The sequence below is a fragment of the Peptococcus niger genome, from assembly GCF_900101835.1.
Classification (GTDB): Bacteria; Bacillota; Peptococcia; order Peptococcales; family Peptococcaceae; genus Peptococcus; species Peptococcus niger.
Genome location: NZ_FNAF01000004.1, coordinates 77,137 through 103,185 on the forward strand (window position 1 = coordinate 77,137; position 26,049 = coordinate 103,185).

Consider the following 26,049-nt stretch of genomic DNA (forward strand, 5'->3'; position numbering starts at 1 on the left):
AAAGATAAATATGACGCACAAGGAGGCCAACATGGGTAAAAAAACAGTTGAAGATTGCGATGTGCGCGGTAAGCGCGTCTTATTACGGGTTGATTTTAATGTACCCTTAGACAAAGAGAGTGGTGCCATCACCAATGATGAGCGCATCCGGGCCGCCTTGCCCACGATTCGTTATTTGCTGGACAAGGATGCCCGCTTGATTATTATGAGCCATTTGGGCCGGCCAAAGGGACAAGTGGTTGACAGTTTGCGCTTAGATCCGGTGGCTGCCCGCCTATCTGAGCTGCTGGGCCAGCCTGTAGCAAAGGTGGATGATTGCATCGGACCGGTGGCAGAAGCGGCGGTAGCGGCTTTGCAGCCTGGAGAAGCCTTGCTTTTAGAAAACGTGCGCTTTCATCCGGAAGAAGAAAAAAACAACCATGAATTTATCAAACAGTTGGCTGCATTAGGCGATATTTTTGTCAATGACGCTTTCGGAACGGCCCACCGTGCCCATGCTTCCACCGAAGGCATCGGTCATTTTTTACCTGCAGTAGCCGGCTTCTTAATGAAAAAAGAAATTTCCGCTCTGGCACGTGCCGGCAAACGGCCAGTGCGCCCTTATGTTGCCATCATCGGCGGTGCGAAAATTTCCGATAAAATTTTAGTCATTGAAGAGCTGATGAAAATTGCCGATAAACTTATCATCGGTGGCGGTATGGCCAATACCTTTTTGGCAGCCCAAGGCTATGATATGCAGGCCTCTTTGGTGGAAGCTGATAAGATTGAAACGGCCAAGGCGCTCTTGGCAAAACAGGCTGAAAGCGGCAAGACCTTTTTGCTGCCGCAAGATGTTGTCGTCGGCAAGAGCCTGGAAGATGCTCAAGGAGAGGTGAAGGCCGTTGATGCGTTAGCGCCTGGCGATATGGCCCTGGACATCGGGCCGGTAACGCGGGCCGCTTATGTGGCCGCCTTGGCCGATGCCAAAACCATTTTCTGGAACGGGCCCATGGGGGTCTTTGAGAAAGACGCTTTTGCAGCAGGAACGAATGCCCTTGCTCAGGGCGTGGCGGACAGCAGCGCCTATACCATCATCGGTGGCGGTGATTCAGTGGCTGCGGTGGAAAAAGCGGGGCTTGGCGATCAAATTAATCACATTTCAACAGGTGGCGGCGCTTCTTTGGTCTTTTTAGAAGGACGCATGCTGCCGGGTTTAGCGGTTTTGGAAGAACGGGAGGATGACCCGGCGTGAGACGATTATGCATTATGGCCAATTGGAAAATGAACAAAACTGCAGAGGAAGCAGCGGCCTTCTTTGATGCCCTGCCGCCCCTGCCGGCTGATTACGATGCGGCGGTTTTTGCGCCGTTTACTGCCTTGGAAACCTTGTCCAAAGCGCCCTTGGCAGGCCTTGGACTGGGGGCGCAAAATTTTCACCCGGCTGCGTCCGGCGCCTTTACCGGTGAAATTTCCCTTGGCATGTTGGCTCCCTTCGGCGTCCGCTATGTCTTAACCGGCCATTCGGAACGGCGCGAGCTGTTTCATGAAAGGGATGCCTTTGTGGCAGAAAAATATTGGGCGGCGGTGGATTTCGGCCTGATTCCGGTGCTTTGCGTTGGTGAAAGCGCTGAAGTCCGTGAAGCCGGTCGCGCTAAAGCCTATACCACCGCCCAACTGGATGCGGTTTTCGGTGATATGAGCGGTAAAACCTTGTCGAAAGAAGTCATTATTGCCTATGAACCCATTTGGGCGATTGGGACAGGCTTGACCGCCACTGCTGAAGATGCCCAAGATATGTGTGCCGCTCTGCGGGCTCATCTAGCAAAACTGTTGGGCGACAAGCTGGCGGCTCAGGCCCGCATCCTTTATGGAGGAAGCGTTAAACCGGACAATTGCGCTGCGCTATTCGGTCAGCCGGATATTGATGGCGGCTTGATCGGCGGTGCCTCCCTAAAACCGGAAAGTTTTGCCGCCTTATTTGAGAAGGGGTGTGCCGCCCGTGGCTAAACCGGTGCTCCTATGCATTCTTGACGGGTGGGGATTGGCGCCGAAGGGCCCGGGCAATGCGGCGGCCTTGGCGCGAACCCCACATTTGGATGACCTCTTTGCCAGCTCGCCGCATACGACCTTACAAGCATCGGGAGAGGCGGTTGGACTGCCTGCAGGGCAAATGGGCAATTCAGAAGTGGGCCACTTGAATTTAGGCGCCGGGCGGGTGGTCTACCAAGACCTGGTGCGGATTAGTAGAGATATTGAAAACGGGTCTTTCTTTACACGTCCTGCGCTAACATCTTTGGCGGAAGCCCTCCAGCGGTCCGGCGGTACCCTGCATTTAATGGGCCTGGTATCGGACGGTGGCGTTCATTCCCACAACGACCACCTTTACGCCCTCTTGGATTGGGCAAAACAGAAGGGCCTGACCAAGGTCAAGGTCCATGCGGTGACAGATGGCCGGGATGTACCGCCTGACTCAGGTTTGGGCTATATTCGCGAATTGGAAAAAGCACTTAAAAGGCGCGGCCTTGGACAAATTGCCACGGTCAGTGGGCGGTATTACGCTATGGATCGGGACAACCGCTGGGACCGCGTAGAACGGGCCTGGCAAGCCGTTGTAGAAGGGACCGGTGCCCAGGCTGCAGACGCGGAAACTTGTATCCGCGACAGCTATGCCGACGGCGTGACCGATGAGTTTATCCTTCCGACGGTTATTGGTGACAGCGCGCCTGTCCAGGATGGCGACGGCATGATTTTCTTTAATTTCCGGGCCGATCGGGCGCGCGAAATTTGTCAGGCCTTCATTAAACCGGCCTTCGACGGATTTGCCCGTCCCCGGTTTCCGACCATTGCCCTGCGCACCATGACCGAATATGCAGCAGACCTCCTGCCGGCAGAAGCGGTTATTTACCCGCCGGTAGACATTAAAAATACCCTGGGGGCCTGGCTGGCCCATTTGGGCAAACGTCAGTTGCGCACAGCAGAAACGGAAAAGTACGCCCATGTCACCTTTTTCTTTAATGGTGGCGTAGAAGAGCCGAATCCGAACGAACAGCGCCGCCTGGTTCCCTCGCCTAAAGTGGCCACCTATGATTTGGCGCCTGAAATGAGCGCCGCCGAAGTGGCCCAGGGGGTGGTCGAGGCCCTTGACAGCGGCGATTATGACTTTATATTGGTAAATTTCGCCAACCCGGATATGGTCGGCCATACAGGTATTTTGGACGCTGCCGTTCAAGCCATGGAAGCGGTAGATACGGCCATTGGCCGAATTGTTGAAGCCCTGGAAAAGGCCGATGGGGTCATGCTCATCTGTGCCGACCATGGCAATTGTGAAACCATGCAGGATCCAGAAGGAAAGCCGGTAACGAGTCATACCACCAATCCGGTTCCCCTACTCTTGGTCCCTGGCCAAGGGCGCCGGCTGCACAGTGGCGCCTTATGCGATATTGCCCCCACCCTATTAGACCTGATGAACTGTCCGCAACCGGCGGAGATGACCGGTTGTTCTTTATTGGAAGGAGACCAACATGCATAAAATTGAACGCATTATTGCCCGTGAAATCCTCGATTCTCGTGCCAATCCGACGGTCGAAGTGGACGTTTGGACCGACACCGGCTTTATGGGGCGGGCAGCTGTGCCATCCGGTGCTTCAACCGGCGCCTTTGAAGCAGTGGAATTGCGGGACGGCGATAAAAATCGCTACCTGGGCAAAGGCGTAACCGCCGCTGTCGCCCATGTAAATGCTGACCTGGCACCGAAACTCATCGGGCTGGATGTTTGCCGTCAAAATGAACTGGACGCCACCCTCATCGCCTTAGACGGCAGCGACAACAAGGGCGCTTACGGGGCCAATGCGCTCTTAGGCATCAGCCTGGCCTGTGCCAAAGCCGCTGCAGCTGCCAACGGCTTATCCCTCTACCGGTATATTGGCGGTGCTAATGCACACATTTTACCGGCACCGATGATGAATATTCTAAATGGCGGCCAACATGCTGATAACAACGTAGACATTCAAGAATTTATGGTCATGCCCCTAGGCGCACCGAGCTTCAAAGAAGCGCTCCGCATGGGCTCTGAAATTTACCATGCCTTGAAAAACGTACTTAAAGCCCGCGGGCTGGCAACGGCTGTCGGTGATGAGGGCGGCTTTGCCCCGAATTTATCCTCCAATGAAGAAGCCTTGCAAGTTATTGTGGAAGCCATCGAAAAAGCCGGCTACCTTCCGGGTAAGGATGTTTTCCTGGCCTTGGACGTGGCCGCTTCAGAACTGTATCAAGACGGCAAGTATGTGTTGGCCGGTGAAGGCACCAGCAAGACGGCCGATGAAATGATCGACTTCTATGAAGGGTTAATCGACAGATACCCCATTATTTCCCTGGAAGATGGGCTTGACGAAGAAGACTGGGAGGGCTGGCAACGCTTAACCGACCGCCTTGGCAACCGCCTGCAAATTGTTGGTGATGACCTGTTTGTTACCAATACCAAGCGGTTGGTGCGTGGCATTGAAAAAGGGGTTGGCAACAGCATCCTCATCAAGGTGAACCAGATTGGGACCTTGAGCGAAACCCTGGCCGCCATTGAAATGGCCGCCCGCGCCGGCTACACCAGCGTTATTTCCCACCGGTCAGGTGAAACGGAAGACGCCACCATTGCCGATATTGCTGTGGCTGTAAATGCAGGGCAGATTAAGACCGGGGCCCCGGCCCGTACCGATCGGGTTGCCAAATACAACCAGCTCTTGCGCATTGAAGAAGAGCTGGGCGAGAGTGCCGTGTATTTGGGTCGTGACGGTTTCTTTAATTTGAAATAATTGAGCAAGGGCCAAGATAGGCTTAACCGCCGGTCGTCAGATGGTGACGACCGGCGGTTTTTTTATGGCTCTTTATTTGGCAGGCCGGTCAGGAAATTTGTCGACAAGCCGAGGGACATTTGATAAAATAAGGTATAACAAATCATGGTTTAGACTTACGGATTGTCATAAAGACAAAGAAGGGTGTGTTGGTCATGAGGCTCATTAGCTTTATTAAAAAGCTGCGGATGATGTTTACGCAAAATGCCAACTATCAAAAACGTTCTGAGAGCGACTTAATCAAAAATAACCCCTGGTCATCCTTATATGACCGGTCCGGGCAACCACAAGACCTGTACGGTGCCATGGAAAAACCAAGAACCAAAATAGACAGCAAAAATTATTAACAAGGCAGTTACCGGTAATGCATCGTCGGCAGTGGCAGGGATTAAGAAAGGGTTTTGCTTGGCCCAGGCCGCTGGTGTCTCCGGCGGGTTAATGGCAGGTTGGTCGAGCGTCGCATCTCAGGCTTGTAGGCCGGCCTTTAATGTGCTATAATTATGCGTGGTATTTTATGAATTTGATATTAAGCGTGAGGAGGCTTATCGTATATGTACATGGCATTACAAGTGGTGCAGTTGATTTGCGCCTTGGGGGTCATTGCGACGGTTCTCTTGCAGTCCGGTCGCAGTGCAGGCCTGTCCGGTTCTATTTCCGGCGGTGCAGAAACATTCTTGGGCAAACGTGGCCTGGATGACCAACTGGCCAAGGCATCGGCTGTTTTTTCGCTGGTCTTCATGGTGCTGACCTTCTGCATGACGATGTTTATACAACACTAAGTCAAGAAATCAGCATTTTTACCGACGGCAAGGCTTGACCCGGCTGGTCGGTTTAGGTATTATTTTAAAGGGCACGGCATACCGCCCCGTTCAGAGGAATGGGGCGGTTTTTTATATTGATTTCAGGCATTGTTGCGGTGTTAAACGTGAACGATAAAGGAGGACATTATGGCAAAATATATTTTTGTCACCGGGGGCGTGGTATCGTCCATCGGTAAAGGGATTGTGGCGGCTTCTCTCGGGCGACTGTTAAAGCAACGGGGATTTAAAATTACCATTCAAAAGTTTGACCCCTATATTAACGTTGATCCGGGCACGATGAGCCCTTATCAGCACGGAGAAGTTTACGTTACCGATGACGGGTCTGAAACGGACCTGGACTTGGGCCATTATGAGCGGTTTATTGATGTGCGCTTAAACAAGTATTCCAATGTGACCACCGGCAAAATATATTCGGAAGTCCTCAAAAAAGAACGCCGCGGCGATTACCTGGGCGCGACGGTACAGGTCATTCCCCATATTACCGATATGCTGAAAGAAAAAATCATCCGTGCCGGTGAAACCACAGGTGCAGATATTGTAATTACTGAAGTTGGCGGAACGGTTGGGGATATTGAATCCACGCCCTTTATTGAAGCCTTGCGTCAGATGAAAAAAGACGTGGGTGCGGAAAATGTCTGCTATGTGCATACAACCCTCATTCCTTATTTGCGGGCGGCCAGTGAAATGAAAACCAAGCCCACCCAGCACAGCGTGAAAGAATTACGTGGAATGGGCATTCAACCGGACATTTTGGTGGTGCGCACAGAAAAGCCGATGCCGGCCAGTATGCGGGCGAAGCTGTCTCTTTTCTGTGATGTCGATGAAGAAGCGGTCATTGAAAACCGGGACGTGGAAACGCTCTATGAAATGCCCCTGCGTTTGCAGGCCCAGCATATGGATGACATCGTCCTCAAAAAGTTGAACACCACAGCACCGGAAGCGGATATGGGCGATTGGAAGGCGCTCTTGAACCGGATCAAGGCGATTCAACAACAGGTGAACATTGCCTTAGTGGGTAAATATGTGGAATTGCCGGACGCCTACCTGTCTGTGGTCGAAGCCCTGACCCATGCCGGGTATGAAAATAATGTTGAAGTACATGTAAAATGGGTTAATTCTGAAATGCTGGAAACAGACCCGGCCCTTTTGGCGGAATTAAAGGAAATGGATGGTATTCTTGTTCCGGGCGGTTTCGGTGACCGGGGGATTGAAGGGAAGATTGACGCCATTCGTTTGGCACGTGAAAGCCGCTTGCCCTTTATGGGGATTTGCCTGGGCATGCAGTTGGCCTGCGTGGAATTTGCCAGAAATGTTTTGGGCTGGACGGATGCGCAAAGCGCCGAATTTGATAAAAATACCCCGCACAATATCATTGACTTAATGGAAGATCAAACGCGGGTTGAAGATATGGGCGGAACGCAGCGCTTGGGGCTCTATCCCTGCCGGTTGCAGGAAGGCAGCCTTGCGCGGGCCCTTTACGGTGAAGAAGAAATTCAGGAACGTCACCGCCATCGCTATGAATTCAATAACGATTTCAAAGAGCGGCTTCAGGAAGCCGGCATGCGGTTCTCCGGGACCTCTCCGGATGGACGCTTGGTGGAAGTGGTTGAATTGCCGGACCATCCGTTTTTTGTGGCCAGCCAGTTCCATCCGGAATTTCTCAGTCGACCGACCCACGCCCACCCCATTTTCCGTGGGTTTGTGGCAGCGGCAAAGCAACAAAAAGACAAGCGCAGCTAAAAAGACCAGTCTACAGCGTCACCGTCAGGTGGCGCTTTTTTCTATTGCATCTCTTTATAGAAGCCTTGTTGCGTTGCCATCGGTTAAGGCGACCGGGTATAATTAGGGTAATGACTGGTGAAGGAGGGACTTATGGAGACCGTTCTTTTAGATGATAACCGTCAACTGGCCCAATTTTTAAAACAACAGCGGGTAAGCCAGGAAGTGTTTTTGCAGCGCGCCTTGGTGCGCTATCGGGATGTGGTGCGTCTCCACCCGGAGAAAATAAAAACCGTGCCCGGTGCCAAGCATAAGGGGGCTATGATTTTTGAATTTAAGCTTCCTTTTGAGGCCTATCGTAGCTTCAGGGTGGCCTTTGTTCGCCAAGATCGGCAATTGCGCATTATTTTTGCCTCGCATGAGATTAAGAAAAAAGAATTTACCAAGGCCCTAAAAAAGACGGCTTTGGTTGATTAAGGCCTTTCAGCTGCTGCTCTTTCGGGCAGCGCTATTTTTTTAAAATAGTACTTGACAATACTAGGTACATAGATTAATATAGTACTGTAAATAAAAACATATCAGGTAAACGGTGAAGGAGGTGCGGTATGAAACGATTTAATGGAAAAATTTGCTACCTGGTGGTTCCACTGGCTTTGCTTTGCCTGCTGGCAGTTATTGGCGGCTGGTTGCTGGTAACTGCCAATGCGCCGGCCCAAGCCAAGGATTGTGTACAGGTGCTGGATGCGGAAGCGCAGACCGTTGCCAAGCTTGACAATAATGAGGCCCGGAATTTTATGAGCGATATGGAAGAAATGGCCCAAAATACAGATGACGGCTTTTTTAAACGGTTGCCATCCGATGCAAAACTTTTGTACCGGTATCGCATTCAACACCGGGGTCGAATTTTAGGTTTGGAAACGATTGAGCTGAAGGTGTATGCCAACTACCCGTTGATGACGGTATCCGGTATCCCTTTGGTATCTCATTTAACCTGGACGGTGGATGACAAAACCTATAAGTTTCTGGCCAATCCGCACCATAAGCTGGCAATAGAAAAGGGGTAGGAATGAGGTGATATGCGGTGAATGCACAATTTAAAAAAGGCGTCTTAGAACTGGTGGTGCTGGCGGTGATTGCAGAGCAGGATCGCTACGGCTATGAGATCATCAATTTGGTGGAAGATGTCATTGATGTCAACGAAGGCACGATTTACCCGCTGCTCAAACGATTGACCAATGAGCATTATTTTGAAACATACTTAAAAGAGTCCACAGAAGGACCACCGCGCAAGTATTATCATTTGACGGCGACCGGAGCGCTCCATTTGACGGGCTTGAAAAAAGAGTGGCTGGATTTTTCGGCGCGCATTAAAGATTTTTTACAGGAGGTTGAAGCAGATGACAAAACAAGCATTTCTAACAGCGCTCAATGACCGCTTACAGGTGCTGAATAAAAATGAGCGGCAGGATATTATTGATGAATATGCGGCCCACATTAATATGAAGGTCCAGGAAGGGGTCAGTGAAGAAGCCGCCATCGCCGGCTTTGGGGACTTTGATGAACTAGTGGAAGACCTTCTGCAGGCTTATCATGTTGATCCGGCCTTTGCGGCGGAAGAGTCGGATACGGTGCTATCTTTTGTGAAACGCTTCGGCTATTTTGTTGACGATACCCTGGACGCCCTGTTGAACTTAAACCGGAAAGAAGCCGGGCAATTGATCGTTAAAGGGGTCATTTTACTCATTTTTGTCCTGATTATTTGTGGCGGTATTGATATGTTGATTTCCCCGATGGAATATTTTGTGGATGACATTCACATCAATGCGGTGGCCATGGTATTTGGGCTGATTTTATCGCTGGTGGTGGGCCTGGCTAAAGTGGCGGTTTGGGTGTATGCCCTGTATTTCTTAGCCAGCCGCTACGTGCTGGCGCAAGCCCGTTATGACGATGGACCCAGACCAGCTGCTCCAATGGCAGCGCCGGCAGACCAATCGGGTCAATCGCCGGTGGAACCGGAAATTTATGCACCCCAGGACGCTAGGGCGGCAGGGACCGGTCCAAGCGCCGGGGCAGTGCCGCACCGGCGTCACCGTCGGCGTTCTGAGGACAGGGTCGGCAACGATGAGGCCCTCATGAAAGCCCTTTATTTTGTCGTTAAAGCGGTGGTGCTGGTCTTTATTTTATTGCCGGCGGTTATCACCATGCTGAGCATTTTCGGCCTCGCCCTGGCAGGTCTGGCCGGGCTCATGGTCGGTATTCCGATTGTCGGCCCGACGGTCCTGGTCTTTGGCCTCGGCCTGCTCTCGCTGGCTTTGATTGGGCTGATTTGGATGGTCATCTACGCGGAAAAACCGCAGAAGCGTCCGCGCAAACGCCCTGCGGAAGGATCGGACAAGGTTTTATTGCCGGCGGCTATCACCATGCTGAGCATTATCTGCCTCGTCTTGGCAGGCCCTGCCGGATTCATCTTTGGTATTCCGACTGTCATCCCGACGGTCCTGGTCTTTGGCCTCGGCTTGCTCTTGCTGGCCTTAATCGGGCTGATTTGGATGGTCATCCACGCGAAAAAACCGCAGAAGCGTTCAGGCAAAGGCCTTGCGGACGGACCGGACAAGGAAGATGGCGGTGCGCAGTAATCGGGTGCACCGGCTGAAGGAGGAAAGACTATGAAGAAATCACTCATTGTGATGACGGTGGCGGGGCTCGTCTTATGTGTTGTCGGCCTTGTTCTCACTATGGTACAATTGGCAGAGACCAATTATGTTTCTGAAGACGTTTATGCCAAAGAAATGGGCTTTTCGACCGTGAAGCAGACGCTGCACGTAGCGGCAGATAAAGGCCCCTTGACCATGGACCAGCGGCTCTGGGATATGTCCGGCTTCTATTTAACCGTCGACAATAAACTGGCCGATGATGAGGTCAAAGTCTGGGGGACCTATGACTCCACCGAGCAGCTTAAGAACGCCTTTCGCTTGGATGATGGCTACCGGCTGAACGTTAGCGATGACGTTTATGCAACCGGCATCGGTATGGAGTCGCCCCAGATGGTGAAAAAAATCTTGACCAAAGCGGCACAGCTCTATAAAGAAAAGCGGATGATCGGCAGCTTACAGGCCGGTGTTCACGTTATGGTCAACCAAAAAAATTACGACCGCCTTATGAAAGAGACGGACGAGGCCCAGGGGACTTATGAACATGATGAAGATGACGGGGATTTTGAAGAAGACAGCTACTATATGAACGCTTGCATGCCTGGCCTCGTGCCTGGGGTATGAAGGGGTCGATTCTCTTGAAAGGGACGGCTCATAATGGAGTAATGTGAAGTCAGAGGTGAATGGATGCCAGAAGCAGTTTCTATAGGCCGGGCGCGCGGTTTGAGTGGGTCCACCTTAAAAATCATCGCCATGGTCACCATGTTTATCGACCACATCGGGGCGGCTGTGGTGGAGCGCGGCTTTTTATACCCCCAGCTCCAGGCGGAAGGGGTGGCGCTGAATTTTGCTGTGATTAAAAGCCAATTTCCAACCATGTCGGCCCAACTTCAGCAGTATCTGATGATGGATGCGGTGCTGCGCCTGATTGGCCGCCTGGCCTTTCCAATATTTTGCTTTCTCTTGGTAGAAGGCTTTTTACACACCCGGTCTAAGGGCCACTACGCCGCTCGCTTGGCGGCGGTGGCGGTGCTTTCGGAAGCGCCCTTTGATTACGCCATTTACGGCGGTGAGGACTTATGGGCTGCGCAGAATGTGCTGTGGACCCTCCTCTTTGGCCTCTTGGGGCTGTGGGCCGGTGAAAGCCTGTGCACCGCTGTAAGAAAGCGGTTTGGCTCCTGCCCCCAAGGCTTGGCCTTGGTCGGTATCCTGCCCTTTATGGGGCTGGCGGCCTTTTGTCATACCGATTACAGCTTTTTCGGTGTGGCGCTCATTGGCCTTTTATACGTAGCCCTTTTCGCTAAGGTGAAAAATCCGCGGCTGGTGCAGAGCGGGGTTGGCGGCCTGGCCTGTGCCTTTGAATTTACCGCGCCCTTGGCATTTGTGCTGACGTACTTTTACAACGGCCGGCGTGGGTTGAATATTAAATGGATTTTCTATTTTTTCTACCCGGTGCATTTGGCCCTCTTGTACGGGGTCCGGGTGTGGCTGTATTAAAAGATCAAAGAGGCAGGTCTGCAGACCTGCCTCTTTTGCTTTATCTTATCGGCAGTTTACGGTAAAATGAGACGATAAAGAATGACAAAGGAGGCGCAAAGATGACGGAAGAACGCCGGGTTGTATTACAGGAACTCGCGCAAAAACTCGTGCCAGACGGGGATATCGCTCTGGACCTGCTGCACACCGCCTTGATCCACCCGTCTTATGTGCAAGAGCATGGCGGGATGACCAACCAACGGCTGGAATTTTTAGGCGATGCAGTGGTCGGGCTGGTGATCGCAAATTATTTTTTCTGTCAGTATCCGGAAGATGATGAAGGCAAGTTGACCCAGCGGCGGGCCACGGTGGTCTGTGAGGAGGCCTTAGCCCATGCGGCGGAACGGCTCGGCATCGGGGACTTGATGCTTTTCGGTAAAGGGGAAAGCGCTCACGGTGGTGCAAAGCGCGCGTCTAATCTAGCTGATGCCATGGAAGCGGTTTGTGCGGCAGTCTACCTGTCCATGGGGCTGGCGCCCTTGGAAGGCATTTTAGACCGGCTTTTGGGACCTGAATTGCAAATGGTCGCTGACGGTTATTACGGAGACTATAAGACGCGCTTGCAAGAATACGTACAAGCCTGTGACCATGGACAAGTGGTTTACCGGTTGCAGGACAGCCGCGGGCCAGACCACGCCAAATATTTCACGACAGAAGTCTGGGTGAATGGGGAACGCCTCGGTGTAGGGAAAGGTCGTTCCAAAAAAAATGCCGAGCGTGCGGCGGCTTTTGAAGCCTTGGTGCACTTCGGCTTGGAAAAGAAGCACTAACCCCTAGGGGCATCTATTAAGGAGGCAGCTTGTACCTAAAACGATTAGAATTACAGGGATTTAAATCTTTTGCCGATCGCACGATATTTGAGTTTTCACCCGGGGTGTCTGCTATTGTCGGACCGAACGGAAGTGGCAAGTCCAATGTTGTGGATGCGGTCCGCTGGGTTTTAGGTGAGCAAAGCGCTAAAACCTTGCGCGGCGGTAAAATGGAAGACGTGATTTTTTCCGGCAGTCACGGCCGCAAACCGGTTGGCATGGCAAAAGTGACCCTGATTTTAGACAACAGCGACGGCGGCCTGCCCCTGGATTATGCAGAGGTGGCCGTGGCGCGGACCCTGTATCGGTCTGGTGAAAGCCGGTATGAAATCAACCGGCAGGGCGTCCGTTTACGTGATGTTCAGGAATTGTTCATGGACACCGGTTTGGGCAAGGACGGCTTTTCTGTGATCGGTCAGGGCAAGATCGATGATATTTTGTCCCTGCAAGCGGATGAGCGCCGCGGCTTAATTGAAGAAGCCGCCGGTATCAGCAAATACAAGTACCGGAAACGTGAGGCGGAGCGGCGTTTAGCCAGCACTGAGGGCGATATTGACCGCTTAGAGGATATTTTTTATGAATTGGACAGCCGCCTGCCGGCCCTGGCGGAACAGGCCGAAGCGGTTGAACGCTATCAGGCCTTGGATCAGCAAGAAAAGGCTGTGCATTTGGCTCAACTGGTGTCGGCTTACGATGAAGCGCAAGCGCAGCATGAGCGGGTCGGCAATCAATTGGCAGAGGCGGAAGAGGCTTATGTTGCCACCGTCAAGGCTGTCCAGGAGGTGACCGTCGAGGATACAGAAGCGCGTCATTTGCGGATGCAGACGGCAGATGCCTTGCAGGCCTTAAATGAACGCCATCTTGAGCTGGTGCAGCGTCATGATGAGGCTGCCCGGGAAGCGGCTGTAGCCTCGGAACGGTTGCGGCAGTTGGAAGGCCTCTTGACAGAGGACGGCCAACGCTTGGCGCAAGAAAAGGCCAAATGGGGCCAGGGAGAAGACCACTTGCGCCAATTGGCGGAAAAAGAAAGGGGCTTAAGTGAAGCCCGCGATGCCCTCAAGGCGGAATTGGCCCAGTTGGATGATGCCCTATCCGGTCACCGTCGGTTGCGCGACCGGGACAGCCAGGCTTTAGAGGCCTTGGCACAGGCTCAGTTTGCTGTTTTGCGCGAGCAATCCGATGCCCGCAACCGCTTGGCCCGCTTGGAAGAACAGGCCAAGGGGGATGACCAACGCTCAGCCCGACACCAGCAGGCAGCTGCTCAATTGGCGGAAAAAGAGGCGGAGGTTCAGGCACGTTCAGACGCCGCCCGGCAGGCGGTTACGGACAGTGCCGAGCAAGTGCAGGCTGCGGAAACCGCGCTGGTCGCGGTGCAAAAAGAGATTGATGTGAACCGCAGTCAAGCGGATAAAACAGCTGAAAAACTGGCGACCTTAAATAAAGAGCGGATTCAGACGGAGAGTCGATTAAAAGCTCTGGGCGACTTAGAGGCAGCTGGTGCCGGTTATTACGGCGGTGTCCAAGCCGTGTTAAAGCATCGGAAAGAATTGACTGGCTTGGTTGGAACGGTGGCCCAGCGCATCAGCTTTGATCCGCAGTATGGACCTGCCCTGGAAAGCGCCTTGGGCGGTGCAGCTCAGCACATTATTGCCGAGAATGATGCGGCGGCCCAGCGTGCTATCAACTGGTTGAAGCAAAGCAAAAGCGGCCGCGCCACTTTCTTGCCCCGGAATACCGTTCGCGGAGGAGCGCCCGGGAAGGCCCTTGAGGACCCGGCCTTTATCGGCTATGCGGTGGACCTGGTGCGTTTTGCAGCGGAAGATGAAGGCATCATGCGCCAGCTTTTGGGGCGGATTGCCATTGTGAAAACCTTGCCGGATGCGGTGCGCTTGGCCAAACTGGGTGGCTTTCGCCAGCGCCTAGTGACCCTGGAAGGGGAACTGGTAAGCCCCGGTGGGAGCTTGTCCGGTGGTCGCGGTAAGGGGCAGTCTGTGCTCAGCCGAACAGCTGAACGCTTGACCTTAAAAGAGCGGTTGACCACCCTTGCCCAGGCGGAAACCGATGCGGAGACGGCTGTGACCGATTGGCGTGCCCTGTTGGCCCAAGCCAATGACCGCCTCAGCAGCTGCCGGGACCATCTTTCCGAGGCGCGCCAGCGGCATGCCCTGGCCCTACAGGAGCAGGAAGCGGTAGAAAAAGACCTGGCTGCAGTTGAGCGCGAAACAAGGGCCCTTGACTTGGAAGCCGACCGGATGACAGCAGACCAAAAGGAACGCGAAGCCGCCGTTACCGCTGCCCAGGCAGACTTATCTGCGGCCCTGGCGCAATTTGCTGCCAATGAAGCGGAAGAGAAGCGGCTCAAGGAGCGCCTGGCTGAAAGCGGCGGTGAAGACGACAGCTTGGTCGAAAAACGGCAAAACTGTCAAGTGGCTCTGGCCCAGGCCCAGGAAAGCCTGCGCCACCAGGCCGAATCCGTTCGTGAAGCCCAGGACCGGCAGCTGGCCTTAGACAAGGAATTGGAAAGCCTGTCCGCCTTGCAGACCAGCCGCCAAAGGGAAGTGGCGTCCTTGCGCCAGACCCTTGCCGACAACAATACCGATGCCACTTCCGCTGAAGCAGACTTGGCGACTGCCCAGAAAGAGCTGCTGACCCTGCGGGAAGACCTACAACATTGGCAAAGGCGGGAAAGTGACCTGAGCCTCCGCTTAAGGGAATTAACGGGGGAACGAGATCGGGCCAAGGATGGCTACGATAAGCTCTTGGCCCAGGTCATTCGCATTCGGGATAAAAGCGACCAGGCCGTGCAAACGGTGACAGAAGGTTTTGAGTTGACCATGGCCGAAGCGGCGGACCGGGCGGATAAAAGCTTGCTGGAAGCCTATGGGGCGAAAGACTTGGCGCGCTGGCGGCGGGAGAAAGCCGCCATGGGACCCCTGAATTTTAATGCGCCGGAAGAATACGCCGCCCTGTCAGAGCGCAGCAGCTTTTTACGGGCCCAGCTGGACGACTTGGAGGGGGCTAAAAAACGTCTGGAAAAAGTCATCGCTGAGATGGAAACGGTTATGGCAACACGGTTTGCGGAAACCTTTCATGAATTGAATGACCGCTTTAACCGTATTTTTCAGCAAATTTTTCGTGGTGGCCAAGCCCACTTGGCCTTGTCCATGCCTGAGAATATCTTGGAAACAGGGGTGGACATTATGGCGCAGCCGCCCGGCAAACGGGAACGGACCCTGACCCTCTTATCCGGGGGTGAACGGGCCATGACCGCCATTGCCTTGCTTTTTGCCCTGCTGGAAGTGCGCCCCAGTCCCTTTGTCATCTTGGATGAAATTGAAGCGGCCCTTGATGCCGCTAATGTGGAGCGGTTTGCCCGTTTTATTGAAAGCTATGCCGACGGAACCCAATTTGTCGTGATCAGCCATCGCCAAGGGACCATGGATGCGGCTGACCGTTTATACGGCGTCACCATGGACAAGGATGGGGTCAGCCGGTTGGTATCCGTACGGCTTGAAGATTATTTGGAAGAGGAGGACTAATATGGGCTTATTTGATCGTTTTTTCAAATCGGCAGAAAAGGCCGAGCCGACTGATGTGGAAACCTTGAACCGTGAACTGAATCAGGGGCTGGAAAAAACCCGGCACGGATTTATGGATAAATTGTTCGGCATGATTTCCGGCAAGGAAATCGATGACGATTTATACGAAGACCTGGAAGAAGCCTTGATTTCCGGTGATGTTGGCGTCAATACGGCGCTTGAATTGGTGGAAAACCTGCGGGAACGGGAGCGGAAGGACAAGCTGAAAACAGCAGAAGATTTACAAAAGGCCCTGGCTGAAGAATTACAGGCACGGCTGGCTGTACCCGACGCTGTGTTGGCGGAAGTGCCGGGGGCCTTGAACATTATCTTGGTGGTGGGGGTCAACGGGGTTGGCAAGACCACCTCCATTGGTAAATTGGCCTATCTGCTGCAAGGGGAAGGCAAGCGGGTGCTCCTGGCAGCGGCAGATACTTTCCGGGCTGCCGCATCTGAGCAGCTGAAAATTTGGGGAGACCGGGTTGGTTGTGGTGTCATTGCCCACCAGGAAGGGGCAGATCCGGCGGCGGTGGTCTTTGATGCCATTGCCGCCGCCAAAAGCCGGTCGGTTGACTGGCTCATCATCGACACCGCAGGCCGGTTGCACAATAAGGTAAACCTGATGAACGAGCTGAACAAGATCCGTCGGATCATCGATCGGGAGGCGCCCGATGCCCTACGTGAAGTGCTCTTGGTATTGGACGCCACCACCGGACAAAACGCCCTGTCTCAGGCTAAGGCCTTCAGTGAAGCCACCGGTTTGACCGGGGTCATTCTAACCAAGTTGGACGGGACGGCTAAGGGTGGTGTGGTCATCGGCATCAATTCGGAATATGATCTGCCGGTGAAATTTGTCGGCGTAGGGGAACAGATGGACCAGCTGCTTCCTTTTAACGCCAGTGACTTTGCCAGTGCCTTATTTGCCGGTATCCAGGCTGATGAAGCTGGCTCCGACGATGGTCAATCCGAAGAGGAGACACCAGACCAGGAGGCGGCAACGGATGACTAAACCGCTCTTTTTTAAAGATGCCACTTACCTGGCCGGAGACAATCTGACCCTTGAAGGGGGCAGTATCCTTGTTGAAGATGGAAAAATTTCCGCTCTTGGCGCCCAGCTTGCGCCGCCTGCCGGAGCGGAAGTGGTCAATGCTGAGGATTATTTGATAACGCCGGGCTTTGTCAACACCCACAGCCATGCGGCCATGAGCCTATTGCGCGGTTACGGCGGCGACCAGAATTTAAAAACCTGGTTGAATGATTATATTTGGCCGGTGGAAGCACGACTGACCGATGAAGATGTCTACTGGGGGACCCTCCTAAGCCTTATGGAAATGATGGCCGCCGGTGTCACCACCCTTGCGGATATGTATGACCACATGGATGCCGTTGCCCAAGCCGTTGCGGAAAGCGGTCTGCGGGCCAACCTGTCACGGGGGATGATTGGTTTTACAGATGATGACCGCCATTCCTTGAAAGAAAATGACGACCTTTTTGACCGGTGGCATGATTACGATAAGGGCCGCATTAAAGTGTGGTACGGACCGCATGCCACCAATACCTGCTCGCCTGATTATTTGCGGGAGGTTGCCGACCATGCCCGAGAACGGCAAACGGGAATTCACATTCACGTCAGTGAAACAGAGGAAGAGTTTGACAGCTTGCAGGAAGCCTACCAGATGACCCCGGTCGCCCTGGCTGAATCTTGTGGCCTCTTTGACCGGCCTTGTCTGATTGCCCACGGCGTCTGGTTGACCGAAGCCGACATGGATATTTTGGCAGACCACCACGTGGGGGTGGCCCACAACCCGGCCAGCAATATGAAACTGGCCAGCGGTGTCTGTCCGGTGGCGGACTTACGCCGCCGGGGTATCCCTGTCGGCCTGGGCACCGATGGCGCCTCGTCAAACAATCGCCAATCTGTCTTGCGGGATGCCCAACTGGCGGCCCTGCTGCAAAAAGTGACCCGGCTTGACCCGACCCTCGTTTCTGCCCAGGACGCTTTGAAAATGGCGACCATTGAGGGAGCCCGCGCCCTGCACTGGGCCGATGACATCGGGAGCATTGCCGTTGGTAAGGCGGCAGACCTGGTCTGCTTTGATGCCACCGCCCCCTGGTGGGTGCCCAATCACGATCCTGCCGCTACCCTCATATACGCGGCCCATTCCGATGATGTGCGGCGCGTTTATGCGAGCGGGAAGTTGATTTACGCCAATCGGACCTGGCCTCAGTTGGATACAGAACATATTTTGCAGGAAGTGCGCCGGCGAGCTGAAAAAATTCTCAAATAAAGAAGCGCTGTTGTCCCATCATGAGGACAACAGCGCTTTTTCGTTATAGGGATTAGAAATTGAAGAGCTTGAAGAGACGGGTATGCTTAATGGCATTATACAGGCCGGAGACCTTGTAATCGGTTACGGATTCAATAAAGAGCTTGAGCCGCATGGCCAAAAAGCCTTTGACGGTACGGCCTTTTAAGTCTGCCAACCCGTGTCGGGCGCCTAAGGAACAGACCGTTCCGCGGTAGTGGTAGACAAAGGCGTGGCGTGGTCGACGTAAAATGGTACGGACAATGTTATCGGCAGCGTGGTAGCCCATCTGGGTAGCAATTTGTGCGGTAGTTGGTTCGGGGCGGTCTTTGCCCTTGCTGATAAAGGCGGCACAATCGCCGAGTACGTAGATGTTGTCATAGCCCGGGGCGGTCAAGTCTGAATTAACGATCAACCGGCCACGTTTCACCGCATCACCGAAGGTCTCCTTCATAAGCGGACTGCCGCTGACGCCGCCGGTCCAAATCAGGGTATTGGCCTTGAATTCATGGTCGCCATTTTCGTCCTTAAAGCGGAAGCTCTTGGGCGTTGCCTCATGAATCATGGCATCCATGTAAAAGGAAATGCCGCAGGATACCAGGTAGTCCATGACCTCTTGAGCCTCTTTCGGCGAAAACATCGGCAAAAATTGATGGTCGGCACTGACGCAGCGAATGGAAACCAGGGATTGATCTATGCCGTATTTCTTGCACAAGAGTGGCACCCGATCGCCGATTTCACCCAGCAATTCGGTCCCCGTAAATCCGGAACCGCCGACTAAAATGGCCAAGTCCAAGGGGTCGCGGTCCGCTGCATCGGCAAAGGCATAGCGCCGGAAACAATCCTCAATATGTCGGGCAATGGCCTCACTCTGCGCCAGGTTTTCAATTTGAAAGGCGTTTTCCGCCATGCCCTGAATACCAAAGGTTTCCGGTACAAATCCCAAGGCAATCACCAGATAATCATAAGCTAAGTCTTCTTCAGAAGTGTGGACCAGCTGGTTTTTTCGGTCAATGGACAGGACTTCCGCTTTTAAAACGCGGGCATGGGGCTGGCGCACCACAGGCACCAGGTCATAAGAGATGTCCTGACTGAGCGCATTACCTAAAGCCACTTCATGCAAGGAAATTTTATTAACGTGGTAGCCGTTGCGGTCCACCAAGGTGATCATCGCTTGGCCGGGCTGTAATTTTTTTTGTAAACGATAGGCGGCGCATAGTCCACCGTAGCCGGCGCCTAAAATAACGATATGAGGACGAGTTGTCATTCGATAGCCTTCTCTCATTTAAATTTATGTTACAAATCGGTGAAAATATCAACCGCTATCTTCATACCATTATTTGATAAAATAAAAACATTATTGTGACAACAAAAGAGAATCTAGTTTTGAAAACCATGTTGACTAATATGATGAACGTGATATACTGGTAATGGTTTTGAAATGGAGGTGCGTATGTCTCATTTTGAAGAAAGGTTAAGTGCCTGGGGGCAGGAGATTGAAGCCATTCATTTGCCACGGTGGGATGAACTGCCGGATTTTCATTTGTACATGGATCAATTGGTCCCTTTTGTGAATGACCATTGTGCTTTTTTACAAATTACAGATGATGATAAGTTATTGACCCCGGCCATGATCAACAATTACGTCAAACAGCGGATTATGCCAAAGCCGGTTAAAAAACGCTATAGCCGGGTGCATTTGGCCTACCTGATGGTTTTGGTATCGCTCAAGCCGGTGCTGTCCATTCAAGATATTGCCGATGGACTGCAGCTGCAAGTGGTGGCCTTTCGCGGGGATTACCGAGCGGCCTATAATCTTTTTTGCAAACAGTATGAGCGCAGCCTGCACCACATCGGTCGCGTTGCCAGAGGCGATCTCGACAGCGCGCATATGATTGATAAATTACCGCCCAGTATGTTGGGCATGCACATGGCCACCTTGTCCGTTGCCAGCCATATTTTTGCCAAAGAGGTTTTGAGCATTCTGCGCGATATGGGGCAGCCCTTGCGTCGGTCTGCTGGCTTGAACAATAAACCGAGTGCCAGGGCCGAGGGGACACCAGGGCCGGATAAGCAATAGAGATGATAGAAGAGAAAGTGGGTATAGTATGACTGCTAACAAAAAAATCGCCGTAATCGTAGATGCCGGCTGTGACCTTCCGCAAGCCTACAAGGACCGGGCGGATGTTTTTGAATTACCCTTTCATGTTATTTATGGTGATCAGGATTTGGTGGCCGGTGTGGACATCAGTACGGATGAATTGATTGAACGGTTGCCGGAAGCCATTCCGACCACCTCTCTGCCCAATGGGGATGATATTACCAATGTCTTTAACGCTGTTCGTGACGGCGGTTTTAGCCAAGTCATTGTCATCAATATTTCCGCCCACCTGTCCGGCACCCATAATATGATTAATTTAATGATGAAAGATATTCCGGATTTGGAGATTTTTACTTTTAATACCAAAAACATCGGTATTGGCGCCGGCTTTTTTGCCTTGGATGTGATCCATAAAATTGATGAAGGGGCCAGCTTTGAACAAATTTGTCCGTATCTGGATAAGCAGATAAAAAAATCAAAAGTTTTTTTTGCACTTGCTACGCTGGAGTACCTGCAAAAAGGAGGCCGTATCGGTTTTGTGGCTTCTTTACTTGGTACTGCTTTGCGGATTAAACCGGTCATCTCTTGTAATGATGAAGGCATTTATTACACCGTTAAAAAGACCCGCGGTCGTCGTCAATCCTTGGCGCAAATCATTGAGCAAGTATCTACTTTTGCGCAAGAGAGTGATCATTATATGGTTGCTGTTTGTAGTAGCAAAGAACCTGTTGAGGAAGAAAATCTTAAGAATGATTTGGCAAATATCCTTCACCCGGAAAAACCTATTTTTAAGGCCATTCTTGATCCCGCCCTTGCCGTTCATACCGGACCTGGGCTGATCGGTGCCGGTGTTTACCATATCGGCACCATTTAGGCGAGCGTATGCCGCTCTTCCTGTAAACGAAGTTCATAAGGCAAGGCCCTGCACCAGAATGAATTTTTCATTACTGGTGCAGGGCCTTATTTTTTTGCCTTACTTACCGGCTAAGGCTTTAACATCGCCGGGGCGCATATTTTTATAACGTTTGTATAAGGTGCTGAATCGGCTGGGCGAGCTGTAGCCGACGGCTTTGGCAATATCGCGAATTTCCATATCTGTGGTGAGGAGCAAGTTTTCAGCAATGTTCATGCGCTTGCGCTGGGTAAATTCAGTGATGCTCATATTGTAGTGCTGTTTAAAGCATTCTTTTAACTTGGTACCACTCATAGCGGCCAGCTTTTCTAGAAAGGTTTGAGAAATATGGAAGGCGTAATGGTCTTGGATGTAACGGGCAACAGTATCAATAGCGGCTTGATCGCTGGCAACCAGAGGACGCTTGGTTTTTTGCTGTTCATAAGCATCCAGGGTAATGGCCAGCCATTCGTGGGCTTTGGCGTTAAAAAATAGGGCTGCTGAGGTACCCTCCATTTTGCAATTTAAGATATCCATAGCCAATTTTCGAATCGGTCGGATAATCTCTGTGCGCGTTTCATAAAACATGCGCATTAGCTTGTCTTTGCTGGCGAAACGCTCTGACAGACCGGCATTTGCGATAAAGCTTTCTTTAAAACGGATCCCCACTGCTTTGTAGACAGAGTTGCCGTGCATCAGACAGCGGTCCGTAGGCAGGGCGGCATCAAAGATGAAGAGGGAATCGGGCTCAAGAGCTTGATAGGGGGAGAGCCATTCACCGCTGCCCGTGATAATGTAAGATGAACTCAATAGGATATATTGACTTAAATCTTCATTCATGGCTTCAACATAATCTTTTTTAATCAGCATATCGTGGATATCTACGATAAAATCCGGGGTTTCGTAATACCAATATTTTCCCCGATAGTATTCCCGCTCCCCTGTAAATGCTTGACCGGCAGGGCAAAAATCCGTGCAAAGCTGGGCCGTTTCATCAACGTAATGGTCAATGATTTTTTGAAAAGAGTGCATCTGTCCCTCCTAACTGCCACGATTAGACGATATTACGATTGGACTTGATTTGGCTAATCCTATTGTAACAAAATAATTAGCCGTATACAATAAGCACTATAAAAGATGGTAGCAATTGGCTTTTTGTGGTCGTGTGTTAAAAAGATTATAGCAAATTGCTGAAGAATGCCGTCTAAACGGACAGTTAAGGAGGATAAGATGAAAACGTACAAAAAATTATTCAGCTATGTTCCAGAGCGAAAGGGGTGGGGAATTTTAGCGATACTTTGCTCTGCCCTGTCGGTTTTGGCAACGGTTTACGGTTATTATTTGATTTATCGTTTCTTAGATGGGGTGTTGGTGGCGGAGGATCTGTCGCTGGCAAGTTCCTATGCCCTGCAAACGGCACTTTTTTTAACGCTGGGGGCAATTTTTTATATCATATCGGGGGCCTGTTCCCATGTCTTGGCCTTCCGGCTGGAAACGAACTTGCGCAAGCGTGGCATTGAGGGCTTGGCCAATGCCAGCTTCCGTTTTTTTGATTTGCATCCCAGCGGAGTTACGCGCAAAACGATTGATGACAATGCAGCGCAAACCCATCAGGTGGTGGCGCATTTGATTCCGGATCATACGCAGGCCTTTTTATCGCCTATATTGGTCTTGGCTTTAAGCTTTTATATCAGCTGGCGGGTTGGCTTGGTGCTCTTGATTCTCATCCTTTTGGCAGGGCTTTTGCTTAAAGGGATGATGGGCGAAAAAGAATTTATGAAAATTTATCAAGAAGCGCTGGCCACTCTGAGTGCTGAATCTGTGGAGTATGTGCGTGGCATGCCGGTGGTAAAAATTTTTGGCGCCAGGGTTGCTTCTTTCAAGGCGCTCTATAAGGCCATTACCGATTATTCCAAATATGCTTATGACTACAGTCAAAGCTGTAAGCGGCCCTATGTTTTATACCAGTGGTTGTTTTTTGGATTGATGGCACTTTTGATCATTCCCTTGGCTTTTTCGTCAGTAGCATTTGGCGATCCAAGGGTCTTGGCTGTGGAACTCTTGCTCATTCTCTTCTTTAGCGGCATCCTATTTGTATCATTTATGAAGATTATGTGGGTGTCTATGTATGATTTTCAAGCCAATTATGCAGTGGATGCCTTGGAAAACCTCTACCAGGACATGCAGGAGGACCAGTTGGCCTTTGGCGATGAGAGAACTTTTGACAATTATAATATTGAGTTCTCACATGTGGACTTTGCTTATAAGGATAAGCAGGTGCTGAGCGATTTAAGCTTTACCCTTCAGGAAGGTCGTTCTTATGCCTTGGTGGGCAGCTCAGGGAGCGGTAAATCAACCATTGCCAAGTTGATATCCGGCTTTTACGCAGTGGATGCCGGGACAATTAAAATTGGTGGCAAACCTTTAGACGCTTATCGCCAGGAGGCCTTGATTCAAAATATCGCCTTTGTGTTTCAAAATGCCAAGCTGTTTAAGCAGAGCATTTACGATAACGTGGCCTTGGCACGTCCGGGCGCTTCACGTGAAGCGGTCATGACCGCCTTGCACCTGGCCGGTTGTGATGTCATATTGGACAAATTTCCCGGCCGGGAAGAGACGCTCATCGGTAGCGCCGGGGTCTATCTTTCAGGTGGCGAAAAGCAACGCATTGCCATTGCCCGAGCCATTTTGAAAGATGCACAGATTATCATTATGGATGAGGCAAGCGCCGCCATTGACCCGGATAATGAGCATGAATTACAGAAAGCGTTTAAAAATCTGATGCAGGATAAAACGGTTATCATGATTGCTCACCGTTTATCCAGCATACGGGCGGTGGATGAGATTTTGGTCCTAGACCATGGTGAAATTGTGGAACGAGGATCGGATGCTGAATTGATGGGACAAGATACGCGCTACAAAGGCTTGATGAGCTTGTATCAAAGTGCCAATGAATGGAGGGTTGGTTGTGAAAGCGTTCTTTAAAAAACAATTTGCTTTAACAGATACAGGGGCAGCTGAAGTCGTCCAAGCCATGTGGTCCTGTTTTTGGGTCTATTGCATCAATATGCTGCCGGCATTCTTACTTTTACTCTTTATGGATGGCTTGCTTTTAGGTCACGTGAGAAATCCATACCTATACGTTGGCCTGTCTGCAGCAACCTTACTTGCGATGTTCCTTTTGATGCGGGTGGAATACGACCGCATGTACAACACGACCTATCGCGAGAGTGCCCATTTGCGCATTGAGCTGGCAGAAAAATTGGCAGACTTGCCGCTTTCTTATTTTTCCAAGCACGATCTTTCCGACTTATCCCAGAGCATTATGGAAGATGTGGCCGCCATTGAACACAGTTTGAGCCATTCGGTACCGAAGGCCATGGGCATGGCGATTTTCTTTCCGCTTATTTCTTTGATGATGCTCATTGGCAACTGGAAGTTGGGCTTGGCGGTTATTCTGCCGCTTGTCTTCAGCTTTGCCTTGCTGCCGATTTCACGTAAGGTGGTCAGCGCCGGGAACAAGCGGTATTACGATATTTTACGGCGCAATTCAGAGGCCTTTCAGGAGACCATTGAACTGCAGCAGGAAATTAAAAGCTTTAACCTGGTGGGTCAAACCAAGGCAGACCTCTTCAAAAAGATGGAAGAAAGTGAAAAGATTCATATTAAAACTGAATTCGGCAGCTTGCTTGCAATGGGCTTATCCAATCTTTTTTCATATGTCAGCTTGGCGGTGGTTATTATCGTGGGGGCTCATTTACTAATGGCAGGTGAGATCAGCCTGCTCTACCTTTTAGGGTATCTGCTGGCGGCCATTAAAGTGAAAGAAGCCCTGGATGCCTCTAAAGAAGGGTACCTGGAAATTCTTTACATCGGGCCTCGGGTGGCACGGATTAAAGAAATCCGCAACACGCCGGTGCAAGAGGGGGCGGAAGTGGCCCTCTCGCATTTTGACATAGAATTGCAAGACGTCACCTTTGCCTATGATGCAGATACACCGGTGGTACGCGGGGTCGGTTTTACGGCGCGGCAAGGCGAGGTAACGGCTTTGGTTGGTGCCAGCGGTTGTGGTAAGACGAGTATTTTACGGTTAATTTCCCGCCTTTACGATTATGACGGTGGTCGGATTACCATAGGTGGCCAAGACATTAAGCAGATTGCCGCCTCAACGCTTTTTTCCCATATTTCCATCGTTTTTCAGGATGTGACCCTTTTTAACACCAGCGTTATGGAAAATATCCGCATTGGCCGAAAAGATGCCACAGATGAAGAAGTACGCCAGGCTGCTGAAGCAGCCCACTGTCTGGAGTTTATCAACCGGATGCCGGAGGGCTTTGATACCCTAATTGGTGAAAACGGTGCCGAGCTTTCCGGTGGTGAGCGACAGCGCTTGTCCATCGCCCGGGCAATATTAAAAAATGCACCCATTCTTATTTTGGACGAAATTGCCGCCAGCCTTGATGTCACCAATGAAAAAGCAATTCAGGAAAGCCTGAACCACTTGATCCAAAATAAAACGGTGATCATTATTTCTCATCGGATGAAATCCATTGAAAATGTCAATAAAATTGTCGTGCTGGATGCAGGGCGTGTGGAAGCTGTCGGCAGCCATGCCGAACTGGCCGACCAGTCTCCGACTTACCGGAATCTGCTGGAAAAAAATAAATTGGCAGAAGCCTTTGTTTATTAGGAGGGAATAAGGACAATAAGATTCAGGGAGCAAATTAGTTCCCATGATACCGCCTTCTTAAATAAAACAGCGGATTATATCATTGATATGGAAAGATATCTTCAGTAAGAAAGGAATGGTTTG

At 51.5% G+C, this 26,049-nt stretch carries 23 protein-coding genes; 21 read left to right on the plus strand and 2 right to left on the minus strand.

Features of this window, described 5'->3' with window-relative positions; genetic code table 11:
* Window positions 1-31: 31 nt before the first annotated feature.
* From BLQ16_RS04435 to BLQ16_RS04515, 17 genes are all read left to right on the plus strand, one after another.
* Entirely contained in the window at window positions 32-1,231 is a 1,200-nt protein-coding gene (locus BLQ16_RS04435) for a phosphoglycerate kinase (RefSeq protein WP_091791542.1), read from the plus strand.
* Window positions 1,228-1,986: a triose-phosphate isomerase gene (gene tpiA, locus BLQ16_RS04440; RefSeq protein ID WP_091791543.1), complete on the plus strand. Its 759-nt coding sequence runs from the start codon at window positions 1,228-1,230 to the stop codon at window positions 1,984-1,986. Before BLQ16_RS04435 ends, tpiA begins: the two co-directional genes overlap by 4 nt.
* Complete coding sequence (gene gpmI, locus BLQ16_RS04445) at window positions 1,979-3,508, plus strand: 2,3-bisphosphoglycerate-independent phosphoglycerate mutase (RefSeq protein WP_091791681.1); 1,530 nt, start codon at window positions 1,979-1,981, stop codon at window positions 3,506-3,508. Before tpiA ends, gpmI begins: the two co-directional genes overlap by 8 nt.
* Window positions 3,501-4,784, plus strand: a complete 1,284-nt coding sequence (gene eno / locus BLQ16_RS04450) for a phosphopyruvate hydratase (RefSeq protein WP_091791544.1) — start codon at window positions 3,501-3,503, stop codon at window positions 4,782-4,784. The genes gpmI and eno overlap by 8 nt, the downstream gene beginning before the upstream one ends.
* A 194-nt stretch (window positions 4,785-4,978) precedes the next feature.
* Window positions 4,979-5,170 (plus strand): hypothetical protein, encoded by a 192-nt coding sequence (locus BLQ16_RS04455; RefSeq protein ID WP_144019659.1) that lies wholly within the window; start codon window positions 4,979-4,981, stop codon window positions 5,168-5,170.
* A 204-nt stretch (window positions 5,171-5,374) separates the two neighbouring features.
* Window positions 5,375-5,602, plus strand: a complete 228-nt coding sequence (gene secG, locus BLQ16_RS04460) for a preprotein translocase subunit SecG (protein WP_091791546.1) — start codon at window positions 5,375-5,377, stop codon at window positions 5,600-5,602.
* Window positions 5,603-5,770: 168 nt separating this feature from the next.
* Window positions 5,771-7,384, plus strand: coding sequence for a CTP synthase (locus tag BLQ16_RS04465; protein WP_091791547.1), 1,614 nt, complete (start codon window positions 5,771-5,773; stop codon window positions 7,382-7,384).
* A 132-nt stretch (window positions 7,385-7,516) separates the two neighbouring features.
* Entirely contained in the window at window positions 7,517-7,840 is a 324-nt protein-coding gene (locus tag BLQ16_RS04470) for a hypothetical protein (protein ID WP_091791548.1), read from the plus strand.
* Between the two features lie 128 nt (window positions 7,841-7,968).
* The gene (locus BLQ16_RS04475) at window positions 7,969-8,427 is read left to right on the plus strand and encodes a hypothetical protein (RefSeq protein ID WP_091791549.1); all 459 of its coding nucleotides are present in this window, start codon (window positions 7,969-7,971) and stop codon (window positions 8,425-8,427) included.
* Window positions 8,428-8,444: 17 nt separating this feature from the next.
* Window positions 8,445-8,795 (plus strand): PadR family transcriptional regulator, encoded by a 351-nt coding sequence (locus BLQ16_RS04480; RefSeq protein ID WP_091791550.1) that lies wholly within the window; start codon window positions 8,445-8,447, stop codon window positions 8,793-8,795.
* Window positions 8,761-9,999, plus strand: a complete 1,239-nt coding sequence (locus BLQ16_RS04485; protein ID WP_091791551.1) for a DUF1700 domain-containing protein — start codon at window positions 8,761-8,763, stop codon at window positions 9,997-9,999. Before BLQ16_RS04480 ends, BLQ16_RS04485 begins: the two co-directional genes overlap by 35 nt.
* A 30-nt stretch (window positions 10,000-10,029) precedes the next feature.
* Complete coding sequence (locus BLQ16_RS04490; protein WP_091791552.1) at window positions 10,030-10,638, plus strand: hypothetical protein; 609 nt, start codon at window positions 10,030-10,032, stop codon at window positions 10,636-10,638.
* A 63-nt stretch (window positions 10,639-10,701) separates the two neighbouring features.
* Complete coding sequence (locus tag BLQ16_RS04495) at window positions 10,702-11,511, plus strand: TraX family protein (protein ID WP_091791553.1); 810 nt, start codon at window positions 10,702-10,704, stop codon at window positions 11,509-11,511.
* A 101-nt stretch (window positions 11,512-11,612) separates the two neighbouring features.
* Window positions 11,613-12,320, plus strand: a complete 708-nt coding sequence (rnc, locus tag BLQ16_RS04500) for a ribonuclease III (RefSeq protein ID WP_091791554.1) — start codon at window positions 11,613-11,615, stop codon at window positions 12,318-12,320.
* Window positions 12,321-12,349: 29 nt separating this feature from the next.
* Window positions 12,350-15,898, plus strand: coding sequence for a chromosome segregation protein SMC (gene smc / locus BLQ16_RS04505; protein ID WP_091791555.1), 3,549 nt, complete (start codon window positions 12,350-12,352; stop codon window positions 15,896-15,898).
* A gap of 112 nt (window positions 15,899-16,010) precedes the next feature.
* Entirely contained in the window at window positions 16,011-16,946 is a 936-nt protein-coding gene (ftsY, locus tag BLQ16_RS04510; protein WP_242868956.1) for a signal recognition particle-docking protein FtsY, read from the plus strand.
* Window positions 16,939-18,225, plus strand: a complete 1,287-nt coding sequence (locus BLQ16_RS04515) for an amidohydrolase family protein (RefSeq protein WP_159427981.1) — start codon at window positions 16,939-16,941, stop codon at window positions 18,223-18,225. Before ftsY ends, BLQ16_RS04515 begins: the two co-directional genes overlap by 8 nt.
* 52 nt (window positions 18,226-18,277) lie before the next feature.
* On the opposite strand, the gene BLQ16_RS04520 is transcribed toward BLQ16_RS04515, so the two are convergent.
* The gene (locus tag BLQ16_RS04520) at window positions 18,278-19,510 is read right to left on the minus strand and encodes an NAD(P)/FAD-dependent oxidoreductase (protein ID WP_159427982.1); all 1,233 of its coding nucleotides are present in this window, start codon (window positions 19,508-19,510) and stop codon (window positions 18,278-18,280) included.
* 186 nt (window positions 19,511-19,696) lie between these two features.
* Here BLQ16_RS04520 and BLQ16_RS04525 point away from each other — a divergent pair, with 186 nt between their 5' ends.
* Window positions 19,697-20,323, plus strand: coding sequence for a DUF1836 domain-containing protein (locus BLQ16_RS04525; RefSeq protein WP_159427983.1), 627 nt, complete (start codon window positions 19,697-19,699; stop codon window positions 20,321-20,323).
* A 28-nt stretch (window positions 20,324-20,351) separates the two neighbouring features.
* On the plus strand, window positions 20,352-21,218 hold the full coding sequence (locus BLQ16_RS04530) for a DegV family protein (RefSeq protein ID WP_091791560.1): 867 nt from the start codon (window positions 20,352-20,354) through the stop codon (window positions 21,216-21,218).
* Between the two features lie 99 nt (window positions 21,219-21,317).
* Here BLQ16_RS04530 and BLQ16_RS04535 read toward each other — a convergent pair whose 3' ends face one another.
* Window positions 21,318-22,268 (minus strand): helix-turn-helix domain-containing protein, encoded by a 951-nt coding sequence (locus BLQ16_RS04535; RefSeq protein ID WP_091791561.1) that lies wholly within the window; start codon window positions 22,266-22,268, stop codon window positions 21,318-21,320.
* Between the two features lie 198 nt (window positions 22,269-22,466).
* Between BLQ16_RS04535 and BLQ16_RS04540 the strand changes: the two genes are divergently transcribed.
* Both BLQ16_RS04540 and BLQ16_RS04545 read left to right on the plus strand, forming a co-directional pair.
* Window positions 22,467-24,221, plus strand: a complete 1,755-nt coding sequence (locus tag BLQ16_RS04540) for an ABC transporter ATP-binding protein (protein ID WP_091791562.1) — start codon at window positions 22,467-22,469, stop codon at window positions 24,219-24,221.
* Window positions 24,205-25,926 (plus strand): ABC transporter ATP-binding protein, encoded by a 1,722-nt coding sequence (locus BLQ16_RS04545; protein ID WP_200781879.1) that lies wholly within the window; start codon window positions 24,205-24,207, stop codon window positions 25,924-25,926. The genes BLQ16_RS04540 and BLQ16_RS04545 overlap by 17 nt, the downstream gene beginning before the upstream one ends.
* Window positions 25,927-26,049 lie beyond the last annotated feature (123 nt).

Excerpts from the sequence above, each read along its gene's own strand:
- BLQ16_RS04475 (WP_091791549.1), top strand. The coding sequence starts at position 7,969 with ATGAAACGATTTAATGGAAAAATTTGCTACCTGGTGGTTCCACTGGCT.
- BLQ16_RS04525 (WP_159427983.1), top strand. The coding sequence starts at position 19,697 with ATGTCTCATTTTGAAGAAAGGTTAAGTGCCTGGGGGCAGGAGATTGAA.
- BLQ16_RS04470 (WP_091791548.1), top strand. The coding sequence starts at position 7,517 with ATGGAGACCGTTCTTTTAGATGATAACCGTCAACTGGCCCAATTTTTA.
- BLQ16_RS04515 (WP_159427981.1), top strand. The coding sequence starts at position 16,939 with ATGACTAAACCGCTCTTTTTTAAAGATGCCACTTACCTGGCCGGAGAC.
- BLQ16_RS04435 (WP_091791542.1), top strand. The coding sequence starts at position 32 with ATGGGTAAAAAAACAGTTGAAGATTGCGATGTGCGCGGTAAGCGCGTC.
- secG (WP_091791546.1), top strand. The coding sequence starts at position 5,375 with ATGTACATGGCATTACAAGTGGTGCAGTTGATTTGCGCCTTGGGGGTC.
- ftsY (WP_242868956.1), top strand. The coding sequence starts at position 16,011 with ATGGATAAATTGTTCGGCATGATTTCCGGCAAGGAAATCGATGACGAT.
- eno (WP_091791544.1), top strand. The coding sequence starts at position 3,501 with ATGCATAAAATTGAACGCATTATTGCCCGTGAAATCCTCGATTCTCGT.
- BLQ16_RS04485 (WP_091791551.1), top strand. The coding sequence starts at position 8,761 with ATGACAAAACAAGCATTTCTAACAGCGCTCAATGACCGCTTACAGGTG.
- rnc (WP_091791554.1), top strand. The coding sequence starts at position 11,613 with ATGACGGAAGAACGCCGGGTTGTATTACAGGAACTCGCGCAAAAACTC.
- BLQ16_RS04455 (WP_144019659.1), top strand. The coding sequence starts at position 4,979 with ATGAGGCTCATTAGCTTTATTAAAAAGCTGCGGATGATGTTTACGCAA.
- BLQ16_RS04535 (WP_091791561.1), bottom strand. The coding sequence starts at position 22,268 with ATGCACTCTTTTCAAAAAATCATTGACCATTACGTTGATGAAACGGCC.
- BLQ16_RS04540 (WP_091791562.1), top strand. The coding sequence starts at position 22,467 with ATGAAAACGTACAAAAAATTATTCAGCTATGTTCCAGAGCGAAAGGGG.
- BLQ16_RS04520 (WP_159427982.1), bottom strand. The coding sequence starts at position 19,510 with ATGACAACTCGTCCTCATATCGTTATTTTAGGCGCCGGCTACGGTGGA.
- BLQ16_RS04465 (WP_091791547.1), top strand. The coding sequence starts at position 5,771 with ATGGCAAAATATATTTTTGTCACCGGGGGCGTGGTATCGTCCATCGGT.
- BLQ16_RS04490 (WP_091791552.1), top strand. The coding sequence starts at position 10,030 with ATGAAGAAATCACTCATTGTGATGACGGTGGCGGGGCTCGTCTTATGT.
- BLQ16_RS04495 (WP_091791553.1), top strand. The coding sequence starts at position 10,702 with ATGCCAGAAGCAGTTTCTATAGGCCGGGCGCGCGGTTTGAGTGGGTCC.
- BLQ16_RS04530 (WP_091791560.1), top strand. The coding sequence starts at position 20,352 with ATGACTGCTAACAAAAAAATCGCCGTAATCGTAGATGCCGGCTGTGAC.